Annotated in this window: 19 protein-coding genes; 10 read left to right on the top strand and 9 right to left on the bottom strand. The window is 70.8% G+C overall.

The window, feature by feature from the left end:
- Positions 1–7: 7 nt before the first annotated feature.
- The 3 genes from ACFPCV_RS38135 to ACFPCV_RS38125 form a co-directional block, all read right to left on the bottom strand.
- Positions 8–2,668 (bottom strand): cellulose binding domain-containing protein, encoded by a 2,661-nt coding sequence (locus tag ACFPCV_RS38135; RefSeq protein WP_378062357.1) that lies wholly within the window; start codon positions 2,666–2,668, stop codon positions 8–10.
- 11 nt (positions 2,669–2,679) lie between these two features.
- Complete coding sequence (locus ACFPCV_RS38130; protein WP_378062356.1) at positions 2,680–4,194, bottom strand: cellulase family glycosylhydrolase; 1,515 nt, start codon at positions 4,192–4,194, stop codon at positions 2,680–2,682.
- Between the two features lie 85 nt (positions 4,195–4,279).
- Positions 4,280–5,950: a glycoside hydrolase family 6 protein gene (locus tag ACFPCV_RS38125; protein WP_378062354.1), complete on the bottom strand. Its 1,671-nt coding sequence runs from the start codon at positions 5,948–5,950 to the stop codon at positions 4,280–4,282.
- A gap of 527 nt (positions 5,951–6,477) precedes the next feature.
- On the opposite strand from ACFPCV_RS38125, the gene ACFPCV_RS38120 reads away from it, so the two are divergent.
- Entirely contained in the window at positions 6,478–7,410 is a 933-nt protein-coding gene (locus ACFPCV_RS38120; RefSeq protein WP_378062352.1) for an SDR family NAD(P)-dependent oxidoreductase, read from the top strand.
- Here ACFPCV_RS38120 and ACFPCV_RS38115 read toward each other — a convergent pair.
- A complete protein-coding gene (locus tag ACFPCV_RS38115) occupies positions 7,407–8,834 on the bottom strand; it encodes an amidohydrolase family protein (RefSeq protein WP_378062350.1) in 1,428 nt (475 codons plus the stop codon). The two genes, ACFPCV_RS38120 and ACFPCV_RS38115, sit on opposite strands and share 4 nt — an antisense overlap.
- A 105-nt stretch (positions 8,835–8,939) precedes the next feature.
- On the opposite strand from ACFPCV_RS38115, the gene ACFPCV_RS38110 reads away from it, so the two are divergent.
- From ACFPCV_RS38110 to ACFPCV_RS38085, 6 genes are all read left to right on the top strand, one after another.
- Complete coding sequence (locus ACFPCV_RS38110) at positions 8,940–9,749, top strand: IclR family transcriptional regulator domain-containing protein (protein ID WP_378062349.1); 810 nt, start codon at positions 8,940–8,942, stop codon at positions 9,747–9,749.
- Between the two features lie 102 nt (positions 9,750–9,851).
- Positions 9,852–10,997, top strand: a complete 1,146-nt coding sequence (locus ACFPCV_RS38105; RefSeq protein WP_378062348.1) for a CaiB/BaiF CoA transferase family protein — start codon at positions 9,852–9,854, stop codon at positions 10,995–10,997.
- On the top strand, positions 10,990–11,787 hold the full coding sequence (locus tag ACFPCV_RS38100) for a citryl-CoA lyase (protein WP_378062346.1): 798 nt from the start codon (positions 10,990–10,992) through the stop codon (positions 11,785–11,787). Before ACFPCV_RS38105 ends, ACFPCV_RS38100 begins: the two co-directional genes overlap by 8 nt.
- Positions 11,780–12,637, top strand: a complete 858-nt coding sequence (locus tag ACFPCV_RS38095) for a DODA-type extradiol aromatic ring-opening family dioxygenase (RefSeq protein ID WP_378062344.1) — start codon at positions 11,780–11,782, stop codon at positions 12,635–12,637. Before ACFPCV_RS38100 ends, ACFPCV_RS38095 begins: the two co-directional genes overlap by 8 nt.
- On the top strand, positions 12,634–12,996 hold the full coding sequence (locus tag ACFPCV_RS38090) for a hypothetical protein (protein ID WP_378062343.1): 363 nt from the start codon (positions 12,634–12,636) through the stop codon (positions 12,994–12,996). The genes ACFPCV_RS38095 and ACFPCV_RS38090 overlap by 4 nt, the downstream gene beginning before the upstream one ends.
- Complete coding sequence (locus ACFPCV_RS38085; RefSeq protein ID WP_378062342.1) at positions 12,993–13,964, top strand: zinc-binding dehydrogenase; 972 nt, start codon at positions 12,993–12,995, stop codon at positions 13,962–13,964. The genes ACFPCV_RS38090 and ACFPCV_RS38085 overlap by 4 nt, the downstream gene beginning before the upstream one ends.
- Before the next feature lie 3 nt (positions 13,965–13,967).
- Here the strand turns inward: ACFPCV_RS38085 and ACFPCV_RS38080 are convergent, their stop codons facing one another.
- The gene (locus ACFPCV_RS38080) at positions 13,968–14,231 is read right to left on the bottom strand and encodes a GlsB/YeaQ/YmgE family stress response membrane protein (RefSeq protein ID WP_378062340.1); all 264 of its coding nucleotides are present in this window, start codon (positions 14,229–14,231) and stop codon (positions 13,968–13,970) included.
- A gap of 100 nt (positions 14,232–14,331) precedes the next feature.
- On the opposite strand from ACFPCV_RS38080, the gene ACFPCV_RS38075 reads away from it, so the two are divergent.
- On the top strand, positions 14,332–15,060 hold the full coding sequence (locus ACFPCV_RS38075) for an endonuclease/exonuclease/phosphatase family protein (RefSeq protein WP_378062339.1): 729 nt from the start codon (positions 14,332–14,334) through the stop codon (positions 15,058–15,060).
- A 24-nt stretch (positions 15,061–15,084) separates the two neighbouring features.
- Positions 15,085–16,059 carry a non-homologous end-joining DNA ligase gene (gene ligD, locus ACFPCV_RS38070; RefSeq protein ID WP_378062337.1) on the top strand — a complete coding sequence of 325 codons (975 nt, stop codon included), beginning with the start codon at positions 15,085–15,087 and terminating at the stop codon, positions 16,057–16,059.
- A 48-nt stretch (positions 16,060–16,107) separates the two neighbouring features.
- Here ligD and ACFPCV_RS38065 read toward each other — a convergent pair whose 3' ends face one another.
- Both ACFPCV_RS38065 and ACFPCV_RS38060 read right to left on the bottom strand, forming a co-directional pair.
- The gene (locus ACFPCV_RS38065) at positions 16,108–16,611 is read right to left on the bottom strand and encodes a DUF6194 family protein (RefSeq protein WP_378062335.1); all 504 of its coding nucleotides are present in this window, start codon (positions 16,609–16,611) and stop codon (positions 16,108–16,110) included.
- Between the two features lie 95 nt (positions 16,612–16,706).
- A complete protein-coding gene (locus tag ACFPCV_RS38060; protein WP_378062334.1) occupies positions 16,707–17,360 on the bottom strand; it encodes an HAD family hydrolase in 654 nt (217 codons plus the stop codon).
- 40 nt (positions 17,361–17,400) lie between these two features.
- Between ACFPCV_RS38060 and ACFPCV_RS38055 the strand changes: the two genes are divergently transcribed.
- A complete protein-coding gene (locus ACFPCV_RS38055; protein WP_378062333.1) occupies positions 17,401–17,838 on the top strand; it encodes an ATP-binding protein in 438 nt (145 codons plus the stop codon).
- On the opposite strand, the gene ACFPCV_RS38050 is transcribed toward ACFPCV_RS38055, so the two are convergent.
- Positions 17,802–18,170: an STAS domain-containing protein gene (locus ACFPCV_RS38050; RefSeq protein WP_378062332.1), complete on the bottom strand. Its 369-nt coding sequence runs from the start codon at positions 18,168–18,170 to the stop codon at positions 17,802–17,804. The two genes, ACFPCV_RS38055 and ACFPCV_RS38050, sit on opposite strands and share 37 nt — an antisense overlap.
- A gap of 44 nt (positions 18,171–18,214) precedes the next feature.
- Positions 18,215–18,664 carry a DUF1707 SHOCT-like domain-containing protein gene (locus ACFPCV_RS38045; RefSeq protein WP_378062331.1) on the bottom strand — a complete coding sequence of 150 codons (450 nt, stop codon included), beginning with the start codon at positions 18,662–18,664 and terminating at the stop codon, positions 18,215–18,217.
- Positions 18,665–18,700 lie beyond the last annotated feature (36 nt).

Below are 18,700 nucleotides of genomic sequence, written 5' to 3'. Positions count from 1 at the left end.
ACACGCGTCAGCTCCCGGTCGCGCAGGGGTTGTCGTTCACGGTGAAGGCGGCCGGGGGCGCGTTGGCCCCGCTCCACGAGCCGTTGAACCCGATCCGCACCGACCCGCCCGGCTCGATCCTGGCGTTGTACGCGAGGTTGGCCGCGGTGACGTCCGCGCCGTCCTGGGACCACGTCGCGCCCCACCCGCTGGTGACGCGCTGCCCCGCCGGGAAGGTGAACGCCAGCCGCCAGCGCTCGAGTGGCGCGGTGCTCGTGTTGGCGATCGATACCGCCGCGGTGAACCCGCCCGGCCACTGGTCGACGCTGTAGGTGACCTCGCAGGTGCCGACGGGTTCCGGATCGGGGTCGGGGTCGGTCGTGCCCACCGGGTCGGCGTAGACGATGCCGCGGCCGTTGGTGCCGAGGTAGACGCGGCCGTAGATCCTCGGGTCGCCGGTGATGGCCTCGCCCGCGTTGCCGTACTGGTGCCGGTCGTCGTTGATGCGGACCCACGTGACACCGTTGTCGTCGGAGCGGTGGACACCGGTGACGCCGCCGATCGTCGCCATCGTGTACAGCGCCGGGTTGGTGCGGCCGGGCGCGGCCCTGCCGAAACCGATGTTCACCGCATCGGCCACAGTGGACAGCCTGGTGAAGCTCGCACCCGAGTCCGTCGAGTGGAACAGGCCGGTGTCACCCGCGAGCCAGATGTCGCCTTCCTTGCCAGGCAACGCCTTGAACTTCGCCGTGGTGGGCAGGCCGGTCGCCGCGGTCTGGGTGAACGTGGCGCCGCCGTTCGTGCTGACGTGGAAGCGGCCACCGGAGAACCCGTAGAACTTGCTCGCGTCGACCCGGTCGGACTCCACGACGGCGTCGACCGGCAGGCCCTGCGACTGGGTCCACGTGTTGCCGAAGCCGACCGAGTGGTGCACCGGCAGGCCCTTCGGCGCCCACACGAACCGGCTGCCGTCCGCGGCCGCCGCGACCGTGCCGCCCTCGTCGACGCCGCCCGGTTCGGTGCCCTGGAACCAGTTCGCGCCGCCGTCGGTGGAGAACGCGACATGGCTGTCGTTCGGGCGGTCCGCGTCGGCGAAGTTGCCGGCCCGCACCATCACGCTCGGGTTGTTCTCCGCGTAGTCGAGGCTCGTGGTGGAGGTGAACACCGGCTGGGTGAACATCCTCGACGGCACCGTGGTGAGGCGCTCGTGCCGGAAGCCGCCGATGTCACCGAGTCCCGAGATCAACGGCGCACCGGACGGCGGGCTGATCAGGTCGAGTACCGCGGTCTCCTCGAGGCCCGCCGCCATCGGCCTGATCGTGAACCGGGTGCCGTTGTCCCAGCCGGTCAGGTTCGTGGTGCCGTAGATCGTCGCGCCGGTGCCGTACATCATCCGGTCGGAGTCGAACGGGTCGATCTCCAGCGACTCGGTCATCCAGCCCAGTTTCGGCGCCGTCTCCGGTGGTTGCGGGTTCGCGCCGAAGTCCAGCCACGGCGACGACGAGATGTCCATCGTGTACCGGAAGCCGCGCTCCGGGTACGACGTCCAGTCCCAGATCCGGGTCCACGTCGCGCCTCCGTCGGTGCTGCGGAAGAAGATGACGTCCGGCCACCACGAGATCTGGGTGGCGACCATGATCGTGCCCGGGTTCTGCCGGTCGATCGTGAGGCCCGAGTAGCCGAAGTAGTCGTCGCCGCTGCTGGACGGGACCGGGCTGATCCGCGTCCACGCACCGGAGACCGTGTCGTACTTCCACACGTCGCCCTTCGCGCCGTCGTACGGGCCGCCGGTGTCGCTCGTCGCGATGTACAGCTTGTCGTTCACCGGGTCCAGCACGCCCTTGTGCGCGAGGTACCCGGTCGGCTGCCCCGCGATCCGCTCCCAGCTCGCGCCGCCGTCCACGGACCGGTAGACGGTGTTGTCCTTGTCCGCCACGCCGACGTAGATGCCCTGCGTGGTGCTGCCCGCCGTGCCGGTCGACTTGTCGAACGTCACCCACACGACACCCGGCCGGTGGGACAGGTAACCGTTGGGGTCGCCGGGATCCTGCGCGTAGTTGCCCACGTTCGGGAAGTTCGCGACCTTCGCCCACGTCGCGCCGTGGTCGGTGCTGCGCCACAGCCCGTTGCCCTCCGGGGCTCCGAAGTAGACGATGCTGTTGCGGTTCGGGTCGACCGCGAGCCGCTCCCCCATGCCGCGGCCCGGCATGTTCCCGCCGAGCTTGAACGGCAGCGCCGTCGCCTGCCAGGTGGCGCCCCGGTCGGCCGACCGCAGGATCGCGCCGTTGTTCGGATCCCAGCTGTTGGTGTACATCCCGGCCGCCACGTACACGCGGTCGGTCTGGACGGGGTCGGTGGCGAGGCTGTGCACGCCGTTCCAGCCCCACTTGTCCCAGCCGACCCAGTCCAGCAGCGGGACCCACCGCCCCGTGGACTGGTTCCACCGGTACGCGCCACCGATGTCGGTGCGCGCGTAGATCAGGTTGCGTTCGGTCTGGTTGAAGATGATCGAGGGCACGAACCCGCCGCCCGCGATCTCCACGTTGCGCCAGTTGTGGGCCTCGGCCGGTGCGGCCTCGGCGGTGTGCGACGCGGCGGCACCGATGACCGCCCCTGTCGTCGCCCCTGTGACCGACACGGAGGCGGCCACCAGTACGCCGGTCAGGAGATGGACAAGTTTCACCCGCATTGTCTTCGTCCTTACGCGATCGTGCACGCCGCGCCGTTGACCGTGAAGGCTGACGGCGCGGCGTTGCTGCCGCTGTAGGTCGCGTTGAACCCGATCCCGGTGACCGACTGCCCTGCCGCGATCACCCGGTTGTGGTCGGAGTTCGTCGCCGTGACCGTCGCGCTGCCCGTGGCCTGGGACCAGGTCGCGCTCCAGCCGTTGGTGATGCGCTGGTTGCCGGGGAACGTGAACGACAGGGACCAGCCGCTGATGGCCGTACTGCCGGTGTTCGCGACCGACACCGAAGCGGTGAACCCGGTGCCCCAGTCGTTCACGCCGTACGTGACCCGGCAGGACGTGCCCGGTTCCGGGTTTGGGTTGCCCGTGCCGCCGTCCGGCGCGATGAGGTACGGGTCCAGGTAGGCCTGTTTGGTGGTGTTGACCGTGGTCCAGTCGTCGTTGAGGATCCCGCCGGTGTCCCCGGAGTTCGGGTTCCACGACCAGAAGGTGAAACTGGGCGCGTCGGTGCCGGTGCCGAGGTAGGCCATCAGCGTCCGCAGCCACGCCTGGTCACGCGGATCGGCGAGGGTGGTGCCGAACTCGCCGAGCAGCACCGGCGCCACGTCGTTCCTGAACAGGTAACCCCAGTTCTTGTCCCAGATCGCCGCCATGTTGTCCGGGAAGGCGGGGTCGGCGAACCAGTCCTGCGCGAACACCGAGGTCGCGTAGTCGTGTGCGGAGTAGACGAGCCGGTTCGCGACGTTCAGCCGCACCGGTGCGGTCGCCGCGCCCTGCAGGTTGCCGCCCCACCAGTAGCCGTCGCCGTCGTACTCGCTTACGCCCTCGACGACGATCAGCCAGTTCGGGTTCACCGCGAGGATCGCGTTGCCGGCCCGCTCGGCCGCGAGCCGCCAATCGGTGGCCGTGTCACCGCTCCCCCAGTCCGCGCCGCCACCGCCCTGGATCGCGTGCGGCTCGTTGTGCAGGTCGGCGCCGATCACCGTGGTGTTGCCGAGGTAGCGTTGCGCGAGCATGCGCCAGTCGCTGATCCAGCGGCTCTCCGGGTAGGCGCTCGTGTACCAGAGCGCGGACTGCCCGCCTGAGTCCGGCCGGTGCCGGTCCAGCAGCACCTTCATGCCGATCTGCCCGGCGTAGCCGATGATCCGGTCCATGATCTGGATGCCGGACAGGCCGGCCAGATCGGGGTTCAGGTCGTAGCGGACGCTGTTCGGGGTGGAGCCGGTGTCGAAGAGCTGGCTGGAGAACGGGAGCCGCAGCGTGTTGTACTTCAGGCTCTTCATCTGGTCCAGCATGTCCTTGTAGCCGCGGGACCACAGCCCGTGCGGTGCGTAGTTCGCCGTCTCCAGGCCGAACCAGTTGATCCCGGTCATGCGCACGGGCTGGTTGTTCGCGTCGAGGAGCTGCCTGCCGTCGGTGTGCCAGTAGCCGGCGCCCGCCGCCGAGGCTGGTGCGGTGTGGACGAACGGCACGAGCAAAGCCAGTAACAGTGCGGGAACGAGGGCGAACGCGACGTTGCGTCGTTTCATCACAGGGTGTCCTGTTCGTGCGGGGACCGGGTGCCGCCTTCGCGTGCTGGGGACGCGAGGGCGGCACCCGGAGCGGGTCAACCCGTCACAGCGGCGGGTAGGCGTTCCGCATCAGTTCCTGGAACTGCGCGGAGAACCAGTGCCCGGAGATCGGCGCGTTGCCCAGTGCACCGGACATGTTGTCGTTGTTGCGGGGGTTGCCGGTGTACGTCGGGTCGCACATCCGGTCGAAGCCCTTGCCCTCGTCGTTGTCGATCGCCGAGCTGGAACCGTCGGACTCACCCGGCGGCTTGATCCAGACGTAGGCGTCGATGCCCGGCTCCGGCGCCGCCTTCGGCCGCTCGCCCAGCCCGGCACCGGACTGGTTGCACCAGTTGCCGAGGTGGATGCGACGGTCGATGCGCGACTCTTCCATGAAGGTCGCCGGGTCGGTCGACGTGCTCGCCGCGGTGGGCCGGTCCGGGCCGCCCCAGCCGTTGCGCGAGGTGTCGATCAGCATGCCGATGTTCGAGTCGAAGCACTGCGAGTCGGCCTGCTGCCGGAACGCCTGCGCGAAGCCCAACTCGTCGACGTACCGGTTCCAGTCGACCCAGCCGCCTGCGACCTCACGCAGTGGTTTGCCGCCCACCACCGTGTCGGCGGTGAAGAACGCCTCCTTGAGCGCCGAGTAGTTGGCGGTGTTGGCGATGAAACCCTGCACGTTGCCCGGGGCCGCACCGGACGCGTTCGCGGCCTGGCACATCAGCTGCACCGAGGCGTTGAAGTTGTCGTCCCACCCGATCCAGCCGTGGTGGCCGGCGTCGACGTAGTTGTAGACGTTGGGCACCGCGCCGAGCTTGGCCAGCGCGTAGCCGACCCCGTTGACGTAGTTGCCGTTGGCCTTCATCGTGTCGCACTGCGGCGTCGCCGTCTCCCGCGGCGACACGTTGGTGACCAGGTTCGGCAGCGAGTCGATCTCGATGACCGTGACGATCCGCAGGTTCGCGTACGCGGGCCGGGCGAGAATGCTCGCGATCGGGTCGATGTACTCGGTCTTGTAGCGGTTCAGCTCGGTCGGCCCCAGCTCACCGTTGGACGCGAGCGCCGCGCAGTCGCGGCCAGGCAGGTTGTAGATGACCACCTGGAACACCAGGGGCTGTCCCGCGGCCTGCCGGACGGCCTCGTCGAGGTGCGCGGCCAGTCCACGTGCGCCGGTCGTGCCGGTGATGGCCGCGATGCGGTCCATCCACACACCGGTCGGCTGGTTCGCGATCCGGCTGCCGCCGGTTTCCGCGCGGGCCTTGGCCGACCAGTCCGGGTTCACGTACACACCGGCGCCGACGTACGGGTTGTCGACGCGGTTGCCCGGGTCGGGGTCCGGATCCGGGTCTGGATCGGGGTCCGTCGTGCCGGTGCACGTGGTGTTGTTGAGCGAGAAGCTCGCCGGGGCGGCGTTGCTGCCCGAGTACGTGCCGTTGAAGCCGATTTCGGTCGAGCCGCCGGTGGCGAGGGTGCCGTTCCAGCCGAGGTTGGTCGCGGTGACCTGCTGCCCCGACTGCGTCCAGTTCGCATTCCAGCCAGGCGTGTTGACCTGCTGGTTGCCCGCGAACGAGAACCGCAGCGACCAGCCGGTCACCGGGTCGCCCAGGTTGTTGATCCGGACTGTCGCGGTGAAGCCCCCGCCCCAGTCGTTCACGGTGTAGTCGATCCGACAGCCGACCGCCGCACCGGCGGGCTGGGCACTCAGTGTTATGAGGGACGTCAGTAGCGCCGACACGACCGCCAAGTAGGCGGCCGCACGCCTCCGCGTCCTGATCAAGGGTCTTGGTCTCATTCGGATCCTCCGCTCAACGCCGAGCGATTTCTGGGAGCGCTCCCAGTTTTGTGGAGTCTAGCTGCGTTAACTGCGCGTGTACAGACTCTCACTCTTGATGAACAGTTAAGTTCGGTGTTCAGTGGCTGACCACGGGATCCCTTGCGAGACTTGTCATCCGCGATCCGGCGGAAGTTGCGGGGCGCCGGACCTCATCGAACTCGGACCCGCGTCTCGAACCCGCCGACTGGGAGCGCTCCCAAGATCGTTGCCGACAGGACTTGCGGTGTGATCGGGCTTCGCCAGGTCGACGGGATGGCAGGGAGCCCCTATGGCGTGGCAATGCCCTGAAAGGCGCGTTCAGGGCACCCAGCGCCCTGAACGGCCCATTCACGGCGCTCGGCCGTCCCAGCTTGCCGGGGCCGTGCGCTGGATCCGGGGCGGCGGCCGCCCATCCGCGGGGGGCGCGGTTCCGAAGTACCGTCGTGATGGTGACTCGGGAAGTTCTCGGCCGGTGGCTCGACACCGGGCTCGACCGGTCGGTCATCGGTGGGTACCCGCGGTTCGGGCTCGCCGCGCGGCGGCGGTTGCCCGGCTGGCCCCCGGACGCACCGCCGGGGGCGCTCACCGGGCGCACGGCGATCGTGACCGGTGCCAGTTCCGGACTGGGAGCGGCCACCGCGGCCGCGTTCGCGCGGCTGGGCGCGGCCGTGCGCCTCGTGGTCCGGGACACCGCGAAGGGCGAGCGGATCGCGGCCTCGATCGACGGCGACGTGCTGGTGTCGCGGTGCGACGTGTCCGATCTGGCCGACGTGCGGCGGTTCGCAGGCACGGTCGGCGCCGCGGATGTGCTGGTGCACAACGCGGGCGTGCTGCCTGCCGAGCGGACCACCACACCACAGGGGCACGAAACGGCCCTCGCCACCCACGTGCTCGGCCCCCTGCTCATGACCGAGTTGCTCGGACCCGTGCTCGCGGGCGGGCGCGTGGTCTTCGTGTCGTCCGGTGGGATGTACACCCAGAAGCTGCCGCTCGACGACCCCGAGTACACCCGGGGCGGGTACCGCGGCGCCGCCGCCTACGCACGTAGCAAACGGATCCAGGTCGCGCTCGTCCCGCTGCTGGCCCAGCGCTGGCCCGGGATCACCGTCGCGGCGACGCATCCCGGGTGGGCCGACACCCCCGGTGTCGCCGGTTCACTGCCCGGCTTCCACCGGCTCACCCGGCCGTTCCTGCGCGACAGCGACGAGGGCGCCGACACCACCGTGTGGCTCGGTGCGACCGAGCCCGCACCGCCGTCCGGGTTGTTCTGGCACGACCGCAGAGCACGGAACCCGCACCTCGTGCCGTGGACGCGGCACGGTGCCGCCGCGAGCAGAACCATGTTCGAGTGGTGCGCCGAAGCGGTCGGACTTATGCACTAGTGTCTGTGCGTCGCGGCGCTGCGGTAGTCGGTGTAGGTGTACGGGTTGTCCAGCACCTTGGTTTCCGGCACGTCCGGGTTCATGCCCCGCTGCCACGCGTCCTCGCCCATCGTGCCGCGCAGGTGCTCCACTGTGGACTCCACGGCCCGGCGGGCCGACTTCAGGTCGATGTCGACCAGTTTGTGGTTGTGCTTCACCACTCTGCCGTTGACCAGCACGGTGTGCACGTCGCCGCGCTGGGCCTGGAAAGCCACGTGGCCGTAGGGGTTCAGCAGTGGAAACGACACCGGGGAGTCGTCGTTCTTGATCAGGACCACGTCCGCCTTCCCGCCTGTCGCCAGGCTGCCGAGGTCGGGCCTGCCCAGTGCCGCCGCGCCACCCCGGGTCGCCCATTCGACGACCTGGTCGGCGCGGAGCGAGCAGTGGGTGACCGTCTCGTCCTGGGCGTGGGCCGACAGGTGTTCGCGCGAACGGTCCGCACCCAGGGTCGTGCGCATCGCCGAGAACAGGTCGCCGCTCCACCACACGCTGGTGTCCATCGACAGGGAGACCGGGATGCCGTGTGCGCGGATCGCCCACGTGGGCGGGTAGCCCTGGCCCGCGCTCTGCTCGCTTTCCGTCGACACCGAGATCGAGCCGCCCGTCGCGGCGATCCGGTGATAGGAGTCGGCGGTCAGGGACGCGGCGTGTACGTAGATCGTCTGCTCTGTCATGAAGCCGTGTTCGTGCATCAGGCGGATGCCGTCGTCGCTTGTCGCGCCCCACACGCCCGCGTGCGTGGTGACCGGGACACCCAGGTCGCGTGCCACTTCGAACGCCGGCTTCTCCGGGAACGCCGGGTCGCCGGTCACGTCGAACGCCAACTGGAAGCCCAGCAGGTCGTCACCGGTGATGCGGCGGTTCACGAAGTCGCGGAACTCCGGTGCGCCCGTCCACTGTGCCGGGGGCTGCTGGATGTTGCCGTACGCCAGGACGTGCCTGCCCGGGATCGCCTCGAGTGCGTCCACCGCGGCGTCCGCGTGGTCGACCGTCCGCAGGCCGTGCGACCAGTCGACGACCGTCGTCACGCCCGCGTCCAGCGCCTCGATCGCGGCCAGGGTGTTGCCCGCGTGGATGTCCTCGGGGCGGAACAGCGTGCCGTGGTCGAGGTAGTACCAGACGAAGTACTGCGTCAGCGTCCAGTCCGCGCCGTAGCCGCGCATCGCGGTCTGCCACATGTGCCGGTGGGTGTCGATCATGCCCGGCATCACGATGCCGTCGGTCGCGTCCACCACCAGTGCGCCTTCCGGGGCGGCCAGGCCGCTGCCGACCGCCGCCACCCGGTCGTCGATCACCAGCACGTCCGTGTCCGTCAGCACCGAGCGGGACCCGTCCATCGGGAGCACGGTACCGCCGCGCAGGAGCACGGCGCGGTAGTCGTTCATCGGTGAACTCCTTGCCGGACACTTGTCCGTATGGCGGCCGGTTGTGAGGGTTACTCTGATCCCGCACCGCAGGGAAGTCAATGCCCGTCACCGTGAGGAGCCGCCATGCCGCGCGAAGGCGCCGGACCGGACTTCATCGAGGCGCTCGCGCGCGGGCTCGAGGTCATCGCCGCGTTCGAGCCGGGCAGGCCCGCGATGACGCTGGCGGAGGTGGCCGCGGCGACCGGCCTCGCGCGGCCGACGGCGCGGCGGATCCTGCTGACACTCGGTGAGCTGGGGTACGTGCGTGCCGAGGGGCCCGGGTTCGCGCTGACGCCGAGGGTGCTCGACCTCGGGGTCGCCTACGTGCGGTCACAGGGGCTGTGGGACATCGCGCGGCCGCACATGGCGGCCCTGTCGGCCGCCACGGGGGAGTCGTGTTCGGTCGCGCAGCTCGACGGTTCGGACATCGTGTACGTCGCGCGGGTGGCGGTGCCGAAGATCGTGGCGCTCGCCGTGCAGATCGGGACGCGGTTTCCCGCCCTGCAGACGTCGCTGGGCAAGGTGCTGCTCGCCGCGCTGGACCCCGCCGAGGTCGACGCCGTACTCGCCGAACCGACGCGGTCGGGCCTGACACCGCGCTGGCAGCCGGAACGGACCGAGCGGGACACGGTCCTGCGGGAGGTGCGGGCGCGGGGGTGGGCGCTGACCGACCAGCAGCTCGCGCTCGGCATCCGGTCGGTCGCGGCACCACTGCGGGACGGCGGCGGGCGGGTGGTCGGTGCCCTCAACGTGAACACGCACGCGGCGGAGACCTCACTCGACGAGCTGCTCGGAGACCACCTCCCGCTGCTGCTGAGGGCAGCGGGTGAGATCAGCGCCGACTTCGCACGACTGGCGACGGTCCCGCACGTGACCCGCACGGCCGCGTCGTAACCACCCGCCGCGCCCGCCCCGCCCGTGCGGGTGGCGGGGGTTGACAGGGAGAGCTGCCCGGACAAGGCTGCGGACAAGTGTCCGCATCACGGACGGAGACATATGGACGGCCCGCTCGACGGTGTACTGGTGGCCGACTTCTCGCGGATCCTCGCCGGGCCGTACGCCACGATGCTGATGGCGGACATGGGCGCCGAGGTGATCAAGGTCGAGGGGCCCGGCGGCGACGACACGCGCACGTGGATGCCGCCGGTGCGCGACGGTGTGTCGACCTACTACCTCGGCATCAACCGGGGCAAGCGGTCGATCGCGCTCGATCTGCGGGACGACGGGGACGCCGGGGCGGCGCGGGAGCTGGCGCGGCGGGCCGACGTGCTGATCGAGAACTTCAAGCCCGGCGGCATGGACCGGTTCGGGCTCGGCTACGACGACGTGCGGGCCGCCAACCCCGGCATCGTGTACGCGTCGATCACCGGGTTCGGGGCGGGCCCCGGTGCGCACGTGCCCGGCTACGACCTCATGGTCCAGGCGATCTCCGGACTCATGAGCCTCACCGGCGACCCGGACGGGCCGCCCTACCGCGCGGGCATCTCCGTGTTCGACGTGATGGCGGGCAACCACGCGGTGATCGGGATCCTCGCGGCGCTGCGGCACCGGGACGCCACCGGCGCGGGGCAGCGGGTCGAGGTGAACCTGCTGTCCTCCGCGCTCACCGGGCTGGTCAACCACAGCTCGGCGTACGTCGCCGGGGACGTCGTGCCCTACCGCATGGGCAACGCGCACCCGAGCGTGTTCCCGTACGAGCCGTTGCCCACCAAGGACAACGACCTGATCGTGTCCGCCGCCAACGACGGGCAGTTCCGGAAGCTCTGCGAGGTGCTCGGCATCCCCGGCGTCGCCGACGACCCCCGGTTCGCCCGCAACGCCGACCGCACCGCGAACCGCGAGCAGCTGCGGCCGGTCCTGGTCGAGCGGCTCGCCGCCAGGGGTGCCATCGAGTGGTTCGACCTGCTCGTCGCGGCCGGGGTGCCGTGCGGGCCGATCAACACCATCGACGGTGGGTTCGCGATGGCGCAGCGGTTCGGGCTGGCACCGGTCGTCGAGGTCGGCGAGGGTGACCGGGCGGTGCCGACCACCCGGCACCCGATCAGGTTCTCCGCCACGCCCGCCGGCTACGCGCTGCCACCGCCCGAGCTGGACGAGCACGGCGCCGAGATCCGGAAGTGGTTGGGAGACAAGGATGCCTGAGTACCCCACGGCGCTCGGCTCGGCCACCCGCGACACCATCACGCTGCTCGGCCACGACCTCGCACGGGACGTGATGGGTGAGGTCGGGTTCGGCGAGCTGGCCTTCTGGCTCGCGACCCAGCGGCGGCCGTCGAAGGGTGAGACCAGGGTGTTCGAGGCCGTGCTGGCCGCGCTCGCCGACCACGGGTTCACGCCGACGGCGATCACCGCACGGCTGACGTACCTGTCCGCGCCGGACTCCGTGCAGGGGGCGCTCGCGGCCGGGCTGCTGGGTGGCGGCTCGCGGTTCCTCGGCGTCACCGAGGACTGCGGCCGGTTCCTGCACGAACAGCTCGCCGGGCGGCGCCTGCCCACCGACGACGACGGCTGGGACGCGCTCGCGCTCGAGGTCGTCGCCGCGCGACGGGAGGCGAAGCGGTTCGTCCCCGGGCTCGGGCACCACGTGCACAAGGACGTGGACCCGCGCACGCCCCGGCTCTTCCAGATCGCCCGCGAGGAAGGGCTGGAAGGTCCGCACCTGAGGCTGTTCGCGGCGATCGGGCGGGTACACCCCAGGGTGCTGGGCAGGACGTTGCCGCTCAACGGGGCCGGGGTGTGCGGGGCCGCGCTCGCGGACCTCGACCTGCCGCTGGCGCTGCTGCGGGGCTTCGCCCTGCTCGCGCGGACCGCCGGGCTGATCGGTCAGCTCGCGGAGGAGCTGCGCAACCCGGTCGCCAACGAGATCTTCCTTTCGGTCGACCTGAACAACGTCCCGGTTCCTCCCAGCCCCCATGGAGGTGGCAATGGCTGAGCTGGTCGCGGTCATCGCGTCCACGCACCACCCGTTCTACTACCGCGCCAGCACCGCCACCGGCGAGGACCGGCCGCCGTTCGCGGACGAGTGGGTGCGCAAGGTCGAGGCGTTCCGGGAGACGCTCACCAAGGCCCGGCCGGACGTGCTGGTGATGGTCGGCTCGGACCACTTCCACCAGCTGTGGCTGGACAACATGCCGCAGTTCCTGGTCGGCAAGGCGCCGTTCTACGACGCCAACTGGTACAACGAGGAACGCGAGTTCGGCCTGCCGCGCATGGTGATGAAAGGCCAGGAGGACCTGTCGTCGTACGTGCTGCGCGAGGGGCTCGACGCGGGCTTCGACCTCGCGTTCTCCAACGAGCTGCGGATCGACCACTCGATCACGTGCCCGATCATCACGCTGCGCCCGCAGAACGACCTGCCCATCGTGCCCATCTACACCAACATCTTCGCACCCCCGCTGCCGCAGCCGAAGCGGTTCGTCCAGCTGGGACAGACGATCCGGCAGCTGGTCGAGTCGTGGCCCTCGGACCAGCGGGTCGCGGTGATCGGCACCGGGCACCTGTCGCTGGAGCTCGGCGGGCCCCGGCAGTTCGGGCCGCACGGGCCGGACCCCGAGTTCGACCGCAGGGCCGTGGAGTGGATCTCGACCGGCGACATCGAGGGCTGCTGCGCGGACGTGACGCTCGACTCGCTGCACCTGCCCGGCAACGCCACGCACGGGTTCATGGACTTCATGCTGATGATGGGGGTCGCAGGCGAGGGCCGGAAGGCGGACTACGTCGACACCTACGACCTGTTCCACACGATGGAGGCCTACTTCACCTGGTACCCGGGGGCGGCATGAGCAAGTACCTCCTCAACAAGTTCCTGTTCACCGTGGACCGCGACCCCGAGCTGGTCGAGCGGTACCGGGACGATCCACAGGGGACCGTCGAGTGGTGGGAGGCCGGCGAGGCCAACCGGATCCTGGCCTGCCACACCGGCGAGTCGTCGACGTGGCTCGCGTTCACCGACGACGAGCGCGCCGCGCTGACCGAGCACGACCACGTCCGGCTGTTCGAGCTCGGCGCGCACCCCTTCCTGACGCTGACGCTGTTCATCGCGATGTTCGAACGCGACAACACCGAGCCGCTGGCGTTCCAGAAGGAGTACGGCCGCAAGCTCGCCCACCTGTCGCCGCCCTACCCGGACATCGCGACATGAGCCGGGCAGCGGCTGGTTGGGCACTGTCGCTGCGCTCCCCCGGCGCACCGCCCGACCTCGTCGAGTGGCCCGCGCCACCGGCGGGCCCCGGGGAGGTGCTGGTCGAGGTGATCGCCGCGCCGATCACGCCGCTGGACCTGCTGTGCGCCTCGGGCACGTCGTACTTCGGGGTGCCCGCGACACCGTACGTGCCCGGTGTGCAGGGTGTCGGCACGGCAGGCGGGCGTGCGGTGTGGTTCCCCACGAGCGCGGGCATGCGGCCAGGTGACGGGTCGATGGCGTCGGTGGTCGCCGTGCCCGAGGCCGAGCTGGTGGTGCTGCCCGACGAGGCCGACCCGGTGCTGGTGGCTGCGCTCGGGCTCTCGGCGGTCGCCGCGCACCTGGCGCTGACGTGGCGGGGCGGACTGGCCGAGGGCGAGCAGGTGATCGTGCTCGGCGCGGGCGGCGTGGTCGGTCAGGCCGCGGTGCGGCTGGCGAAGGCAGCGGGCGCGCGGCGGGTCGTGGCCGCGGCGCGGTCGGCGGCGGGCAGGCGACGGGCCGGGGCAGCGGGCGCGGACGCGGTGGTCGACCTCGGCTCATCGGACGTGGACGAGCTCGCCGCCCGGTTCGCCGAAGCCGTCGACGGGCCTGCCGACCTGGTGCTGGACCCGGTGTTCGGGGTCCCGGCCGCCGCCGCGGCGCGGGCGCTGCGGCCGGGTGGGCGGCTGGTGAACCTGGGCAGCGTGGCGGGCGAGACGAGCCCGATCACGTCGTCGCTGCTGCGGAGCAACTCCCTGCGGATCCTGGGCTACACCAACAACGAGCTGACCCGCGACCAGCGCGCGGAGGCGGTCGCCATGGTCGCGGCCCGCGTCGCGGACGGCACGCTGACCGTCCCCCACGAAACGGTGACGCCCGCGGCGGCACCGGCCGCGTGGGCCAGGTGCGCCGCGGGCGCCACCGATCTCAGGACTGTCGTCGCGCCGTAGGCGTCAGCGCACTGCCTTGCGCCGCGAACCAGCGATGGCTTCCGCGGAACCGATCAGCACCACTGCGGCGATCACGGAGAGGATGAAGCCGAGGACGTTCAGCTCCCAGATGTCGCCGGTGCCGAGCAACCAGGCGATCGTGCCGCCGATGATGGAGCCCACGAGGCCGAGCAGCAGCGTGGCGATGATGCCGAGGTTCTGCTTGCCGGGCTTGATCAGGCGCGCGAGCGCGCCGATGATGAGGCCGGCGACGATGAAGCCGATCATGTCTAACCTCCGGTGTTCGTCAAGATGGCGCGCACGTCGGCCGCCACCAGAGCAGTACCCGGTTCCACGGTCGCACAAACGACGGCGCGGGGAGGCCCCCATGCGGGTGGTTACGCGGAACGTGCGACATGAGGCGGGTGATCCGAGGCGAACCGCCCTGCTCAACCGCGAACTGCGGGGACTGGCACCGGACCTCGTCGCGTTGCAGGAGGTGCGGCACCCGGAGCAGCTCACTCGGCTGCTCGCGCGCACCCGGCTGCGCCACGTGACGCACCAGGCCGACGTGCTGCGCGTGCAGCCACCCGAGGCCGAGCACTTCGGCGGCACCGCGATCGCCACCAGGGAGCCGCACCGGGTGGTGGACGTCGTCGAGCGGCGCGTCGGCGAGTTCCACTACTGGACGCTCGCGGTCCGGGTCGGTGGGCTCCTGTTCGTCGTGCCGACCACGCCGTGGCAGCCCGCGGCGGCGGAGGTGCGACACCTGCAGGCGCAGGAGGTGCTGCTGCGGTACGGCGGGATGCTGCCGCTGATCGTCGCCGGTGACCTCAACGCGCCGCCGGACGAGGCGGGCATCCGGCACCTGGGCGCGCACCTGCAGGACGCGTGGACGGTCGCCGGCGCGGGCCCCGGCCTCACCTGGTCGGCGGACAACCCGCTCGCGGCCGCCGAGATCGCCCGGCTGGACGGCACACCGGGCCGCATCGACTACGTGTTCGCCGGGCCGGACTTCCTCGTCACCGCCGCGCGGCTGGTCGGTGAGCGGCCCGTCGACGGTGTGTGGCTCTCCGACCACGCCGGTGTGGTCGCCGACCTGACCGCACCGGGTTAGGCTCGCCGGGGGAAGGAGTCCACTGTGGATGGTGTGCCCGGTCCGGTCGCGCCGATGCTGGCGGTCGAGGGTCCGCTGCCGGTCGGCGGCGGGTGGGCGTACGAGACCAAGTGGGACGGGTTCCGCTGCTGCATGCGTGTCGGCCCGGACGGCGTGACGAAGCTGACGAGCAGGCTCGGCAACGAGATCACCGGCGTCTACCCCGACCTGCACGGCGTGCTGGCCGACGCCACCGGCGGCCGGTCCGCGGTGTTCGACGGCGAGCTGGTGGTGCTCGCGCCGGACGGCAGACCCGACTTCCAGCTCATGCAGTCCCGCCACCAGCGCGGCCCGACCGCGGAACTGCTGCGCACGGCGCCGGTGACGTTCATCGTGTTCGACCTGCTGCGGCTCGGCACGGAAGTGCTGCTGACCGCGCCCTACACCCGCAGGCGCGACCTGCTGGCCGACCTGCCGGTCGCGAACAGCCACGTCGCGGTCCCCCGGCACTTCACCGCCGACGACATCGACCCGAACGAGCTGCTCACGATCGTCGAGGAGCAGGGGCTGGAAGGACTGGTGGCGAAGCGGCTCGCCTCGCGGTACGTCCCGGGGCAGCGCAGCCGCGACTGGATCAAGCGGCCGTTGATCAAGACGCAGGAGGTGGTGGTCGGCGGGTGGCGGCCGGGTAGGGGCAACCGGGATGGCCGGGTGGGCGCGCTGCTGCTCGGCGGGCACGCCCCGGACGGCCGCCTGCACTACATCGGCGACGTGGGGACCGGGTTCAGCGAACGGGCACTGGACGAGCTGCTGGACCTGCTGATCCCGCTGTCGCGCCGGGAATGCCCCTTCCACAACGAGGTCCCCGCCGACCGCGCCCGCGACGCCCGCTGGGTCGAGCCGACCCTCGTCGGCCAGGTCGTGTACCGCCAGTTCACCTCCGACGGGCGCCTTCGCCACACCGCGTGGCGTGGCCTGCGCGACGACGTGCTCCCCGAGCAGGTCACCGCTCCCGGGTGACGCGCCCCAGGACCGTCGCGGACGCCGCCAGACCTTCGTGGTCGTCGGCTACGTCGTGAGCGGCCCGGCCGCCCCCGGTGAGCCGGTCGACGTGCCGTGACGGCGGGTGCGGTGGTTGCCGTGTTTGCGGACCGCGAAGTCGTACGCCTCTGCCAGTAGTCGTTTCGTGGTCGCCAGCGTCGTCTCGGGGTTGATCACCGAAGCCCAGTGCTGGTTGGCGTAGATCGGGTGGGGCATCAGCGTGTCGCGGGCCGTGTAGTCGGCGTCGCTGATCAGGACGCCCTTGGCGTCGCGTTCGATCGGTGCGGTGCCAAGGTGCGTCGTGTAGGCCTGCTTCGTCAGGCCCATGTTCAGACGGTAGGCACCAGGGCGGCTCAGGTCGGAGACCGTGTCGTAGCTGTCGCCGGTCACGATCGTCGCGAACGGGAGCCAGCGGTCGGCCGGGAGGTCGCCGTCGGGGTCGTAGGTGACGAACGTGTCACCGTTCGCCTCCTGCGCCCGGATTCCGGCGAAGGTCTCCCGCAGGTACCGCTTCATCTCTTCCGCATCCATACCTTCAAGCGTCTCATTGAACTTCCCAGTGAAGGTTTGTCGAAGTTTCGCCTGGACAAGGTCGGCAAACCCTCAAAGCGTGGTAGACGGTGCGGTTAGTCCAGGCCGAGCAACGACGCGAGGGAGACCTCCGCCGCACTGGTCAGTACGCGTTCCGCTGCGGTGAACGCGGCCGGGTCGGCGTGCGGGTGCGGGATGGCGACGCACCGCAGGCCCGCGGCCCTCGCGGCGACGACCCCGTGGACGGTGTCCTCGAACGCCAGTGCCCGCTCTGCCCGTACGCCGAGCCGGTCCAGTGCCAGCAGGTACACGGCCGGGTCGGGTTTCACCGTGCCGACCTCGTCGCCGCACGCCAGCAGCTCGAAGCGGTCCAGGTAGCCGACGCGGGCGAGGTGCCCGACCACCCAGTCGCGGTGCGAACTGCTCGCCACCGCGAGCCGCAGCCCCAGGTCCCGGGCCTCGTCGAGCCACCCGGCGATGCCCGCCGCCAGTTCCAGCGTGGCGTGCACCTCGTCGCGGTAGGCGAGGCGGCTGGCGTGGCTCGCCTCCTGGTCGAAGGAGGGGCCGACGGCGGCGGCCAGGCCGGCGTACCGCTGCGCGATCACGTCCCCGCCGTGCGGCGCGAAGAACGTCGAGACGTCCAGCTCCAGCCCGTGCCCGCGCCACAGGTGCTGCCACACCCGCAGGGACGCGGTCTCGGTGTCCACCAGCAGACCGTCGAAGTCGAACACGAGCGCGTCGATCCCCATTTCGGCAGTATGCCGGGCACGCCGCCGGGAAACTGGGAGAATGGCTCCTGTGCCGCCGCCCCTCGACCTGGTACTCACCGCCGACTGGGTGTCCCCGTCTGTCGCACGGGACAAGGTGCGCACGTGGCTGAAAGCCAACGGCTGGGCGGGCCCGCGGCTCGACGACCTCGTGCTGGCGATCAACGAGGCGGTGAGCAACAGCATCGAACACGGCTACGGCATCGGCGCGGACGACCCCACGGGCTCCGGCCTGGTGGAGCTGCGCGGCGAGATCAGCGGCAGGCACGTCACGTTCACGGTGCGCGACCACGGCGTGTGGCGGCCACCGGCCGACGACCCGAAGAGCACCCGGGGCCAGGGGATCCGGCTCATGCGTGCCTGTGCGGACCAGGTGACGGTCGACGTCACCGACGAGGGCACCACGGTCGTGCTGCGCTCCGGTCAGGCCCCGGCGAGCGCGGAGGGCACGTCCGGGTAGATCGAAAGCAGGTTGTCCAGGCCGGTCACGCGGATCGGCCGGAGGGTGTCGCGGCTGCCGCCGACGACCCGCACCTTCGTCTGCTCCCCGCCCGCCTCGTGGGCCGCGACGATGGCCGACATCCCCACGGAAGCGAGGAACGTCACACCGGTCAGGTCGATCACCAGCACGGGCGGCGCGGACCGCAACGCCTTCGTGCACGCCTCGGACAGGACCGGCGTGGTGACCAGGTCTAGCTCGCCTGCGACGCGCAACACGACGGCGATGCCGTGCTGCTCGACGTCGACGGTGGCGCCGAACCGGTCACCCGGCGGCAGCGAAGCGTTGGACATGCACGTATTTTGCCCGCACGCCCGGAACCGCGACAGTGGCGGGGCTACCCGGCCTGTTTCTTGGCCGCCTCGGACGCACCGCCGGCGACCATCAGGACCACCCCGACGGGGATGAACACCCACCACTGCCCGAGGAAGATCGTCAACAGGATGGCGGCCGGGAGGCCGACGAGGAACGCCATCCCCGCGACCACCTCGAGTGCCCTGCTGGCAGGTGTCTCCACGAGGTCCTTGCCACGCCTGCGGGGCGGTCCGACGAGTTGGCCCGTCTTCTGCACGAGCTGGACGGGCGTGGCCGAGCTGAGGTCCGGGTGTGGTGCGGGCAGGTCGGTGAACAACACCTCCAGATCACCACACGTGCGTGCGGTGGTGGCACGGCCGCAGCGCTCCTCGTACTCGTCGATGTCGAGGCGCCCGTTCGACAGGTGCACGCCCAGAGCGGCGACGGCTTCGTCCCGTTCCGCGGCGCTGGTCCGGATCTCGGCCTGTGCCATGACCGGATTGTATGGCGCGCCGGGGTTCGCGCGAAC

The sequence above is a fragment of the Actinophytocola glycyrrhizae genome (assembly GCF_042653545.1).
In the GTDB taxonomy this organism is placed as follows: domain Bacteria; phylum Actinomycetota; class Actinomycetes; order Mycobacteriales; family Pseudonocardiaceae; genus Actinophytocola; species Actinophytocola glycyrrhizae.
The sequence above is the reverse complement of the archived record's forward strand: the minus strand, read 5'-3'. Positions and strand labels throughout refer to the sequence as shown.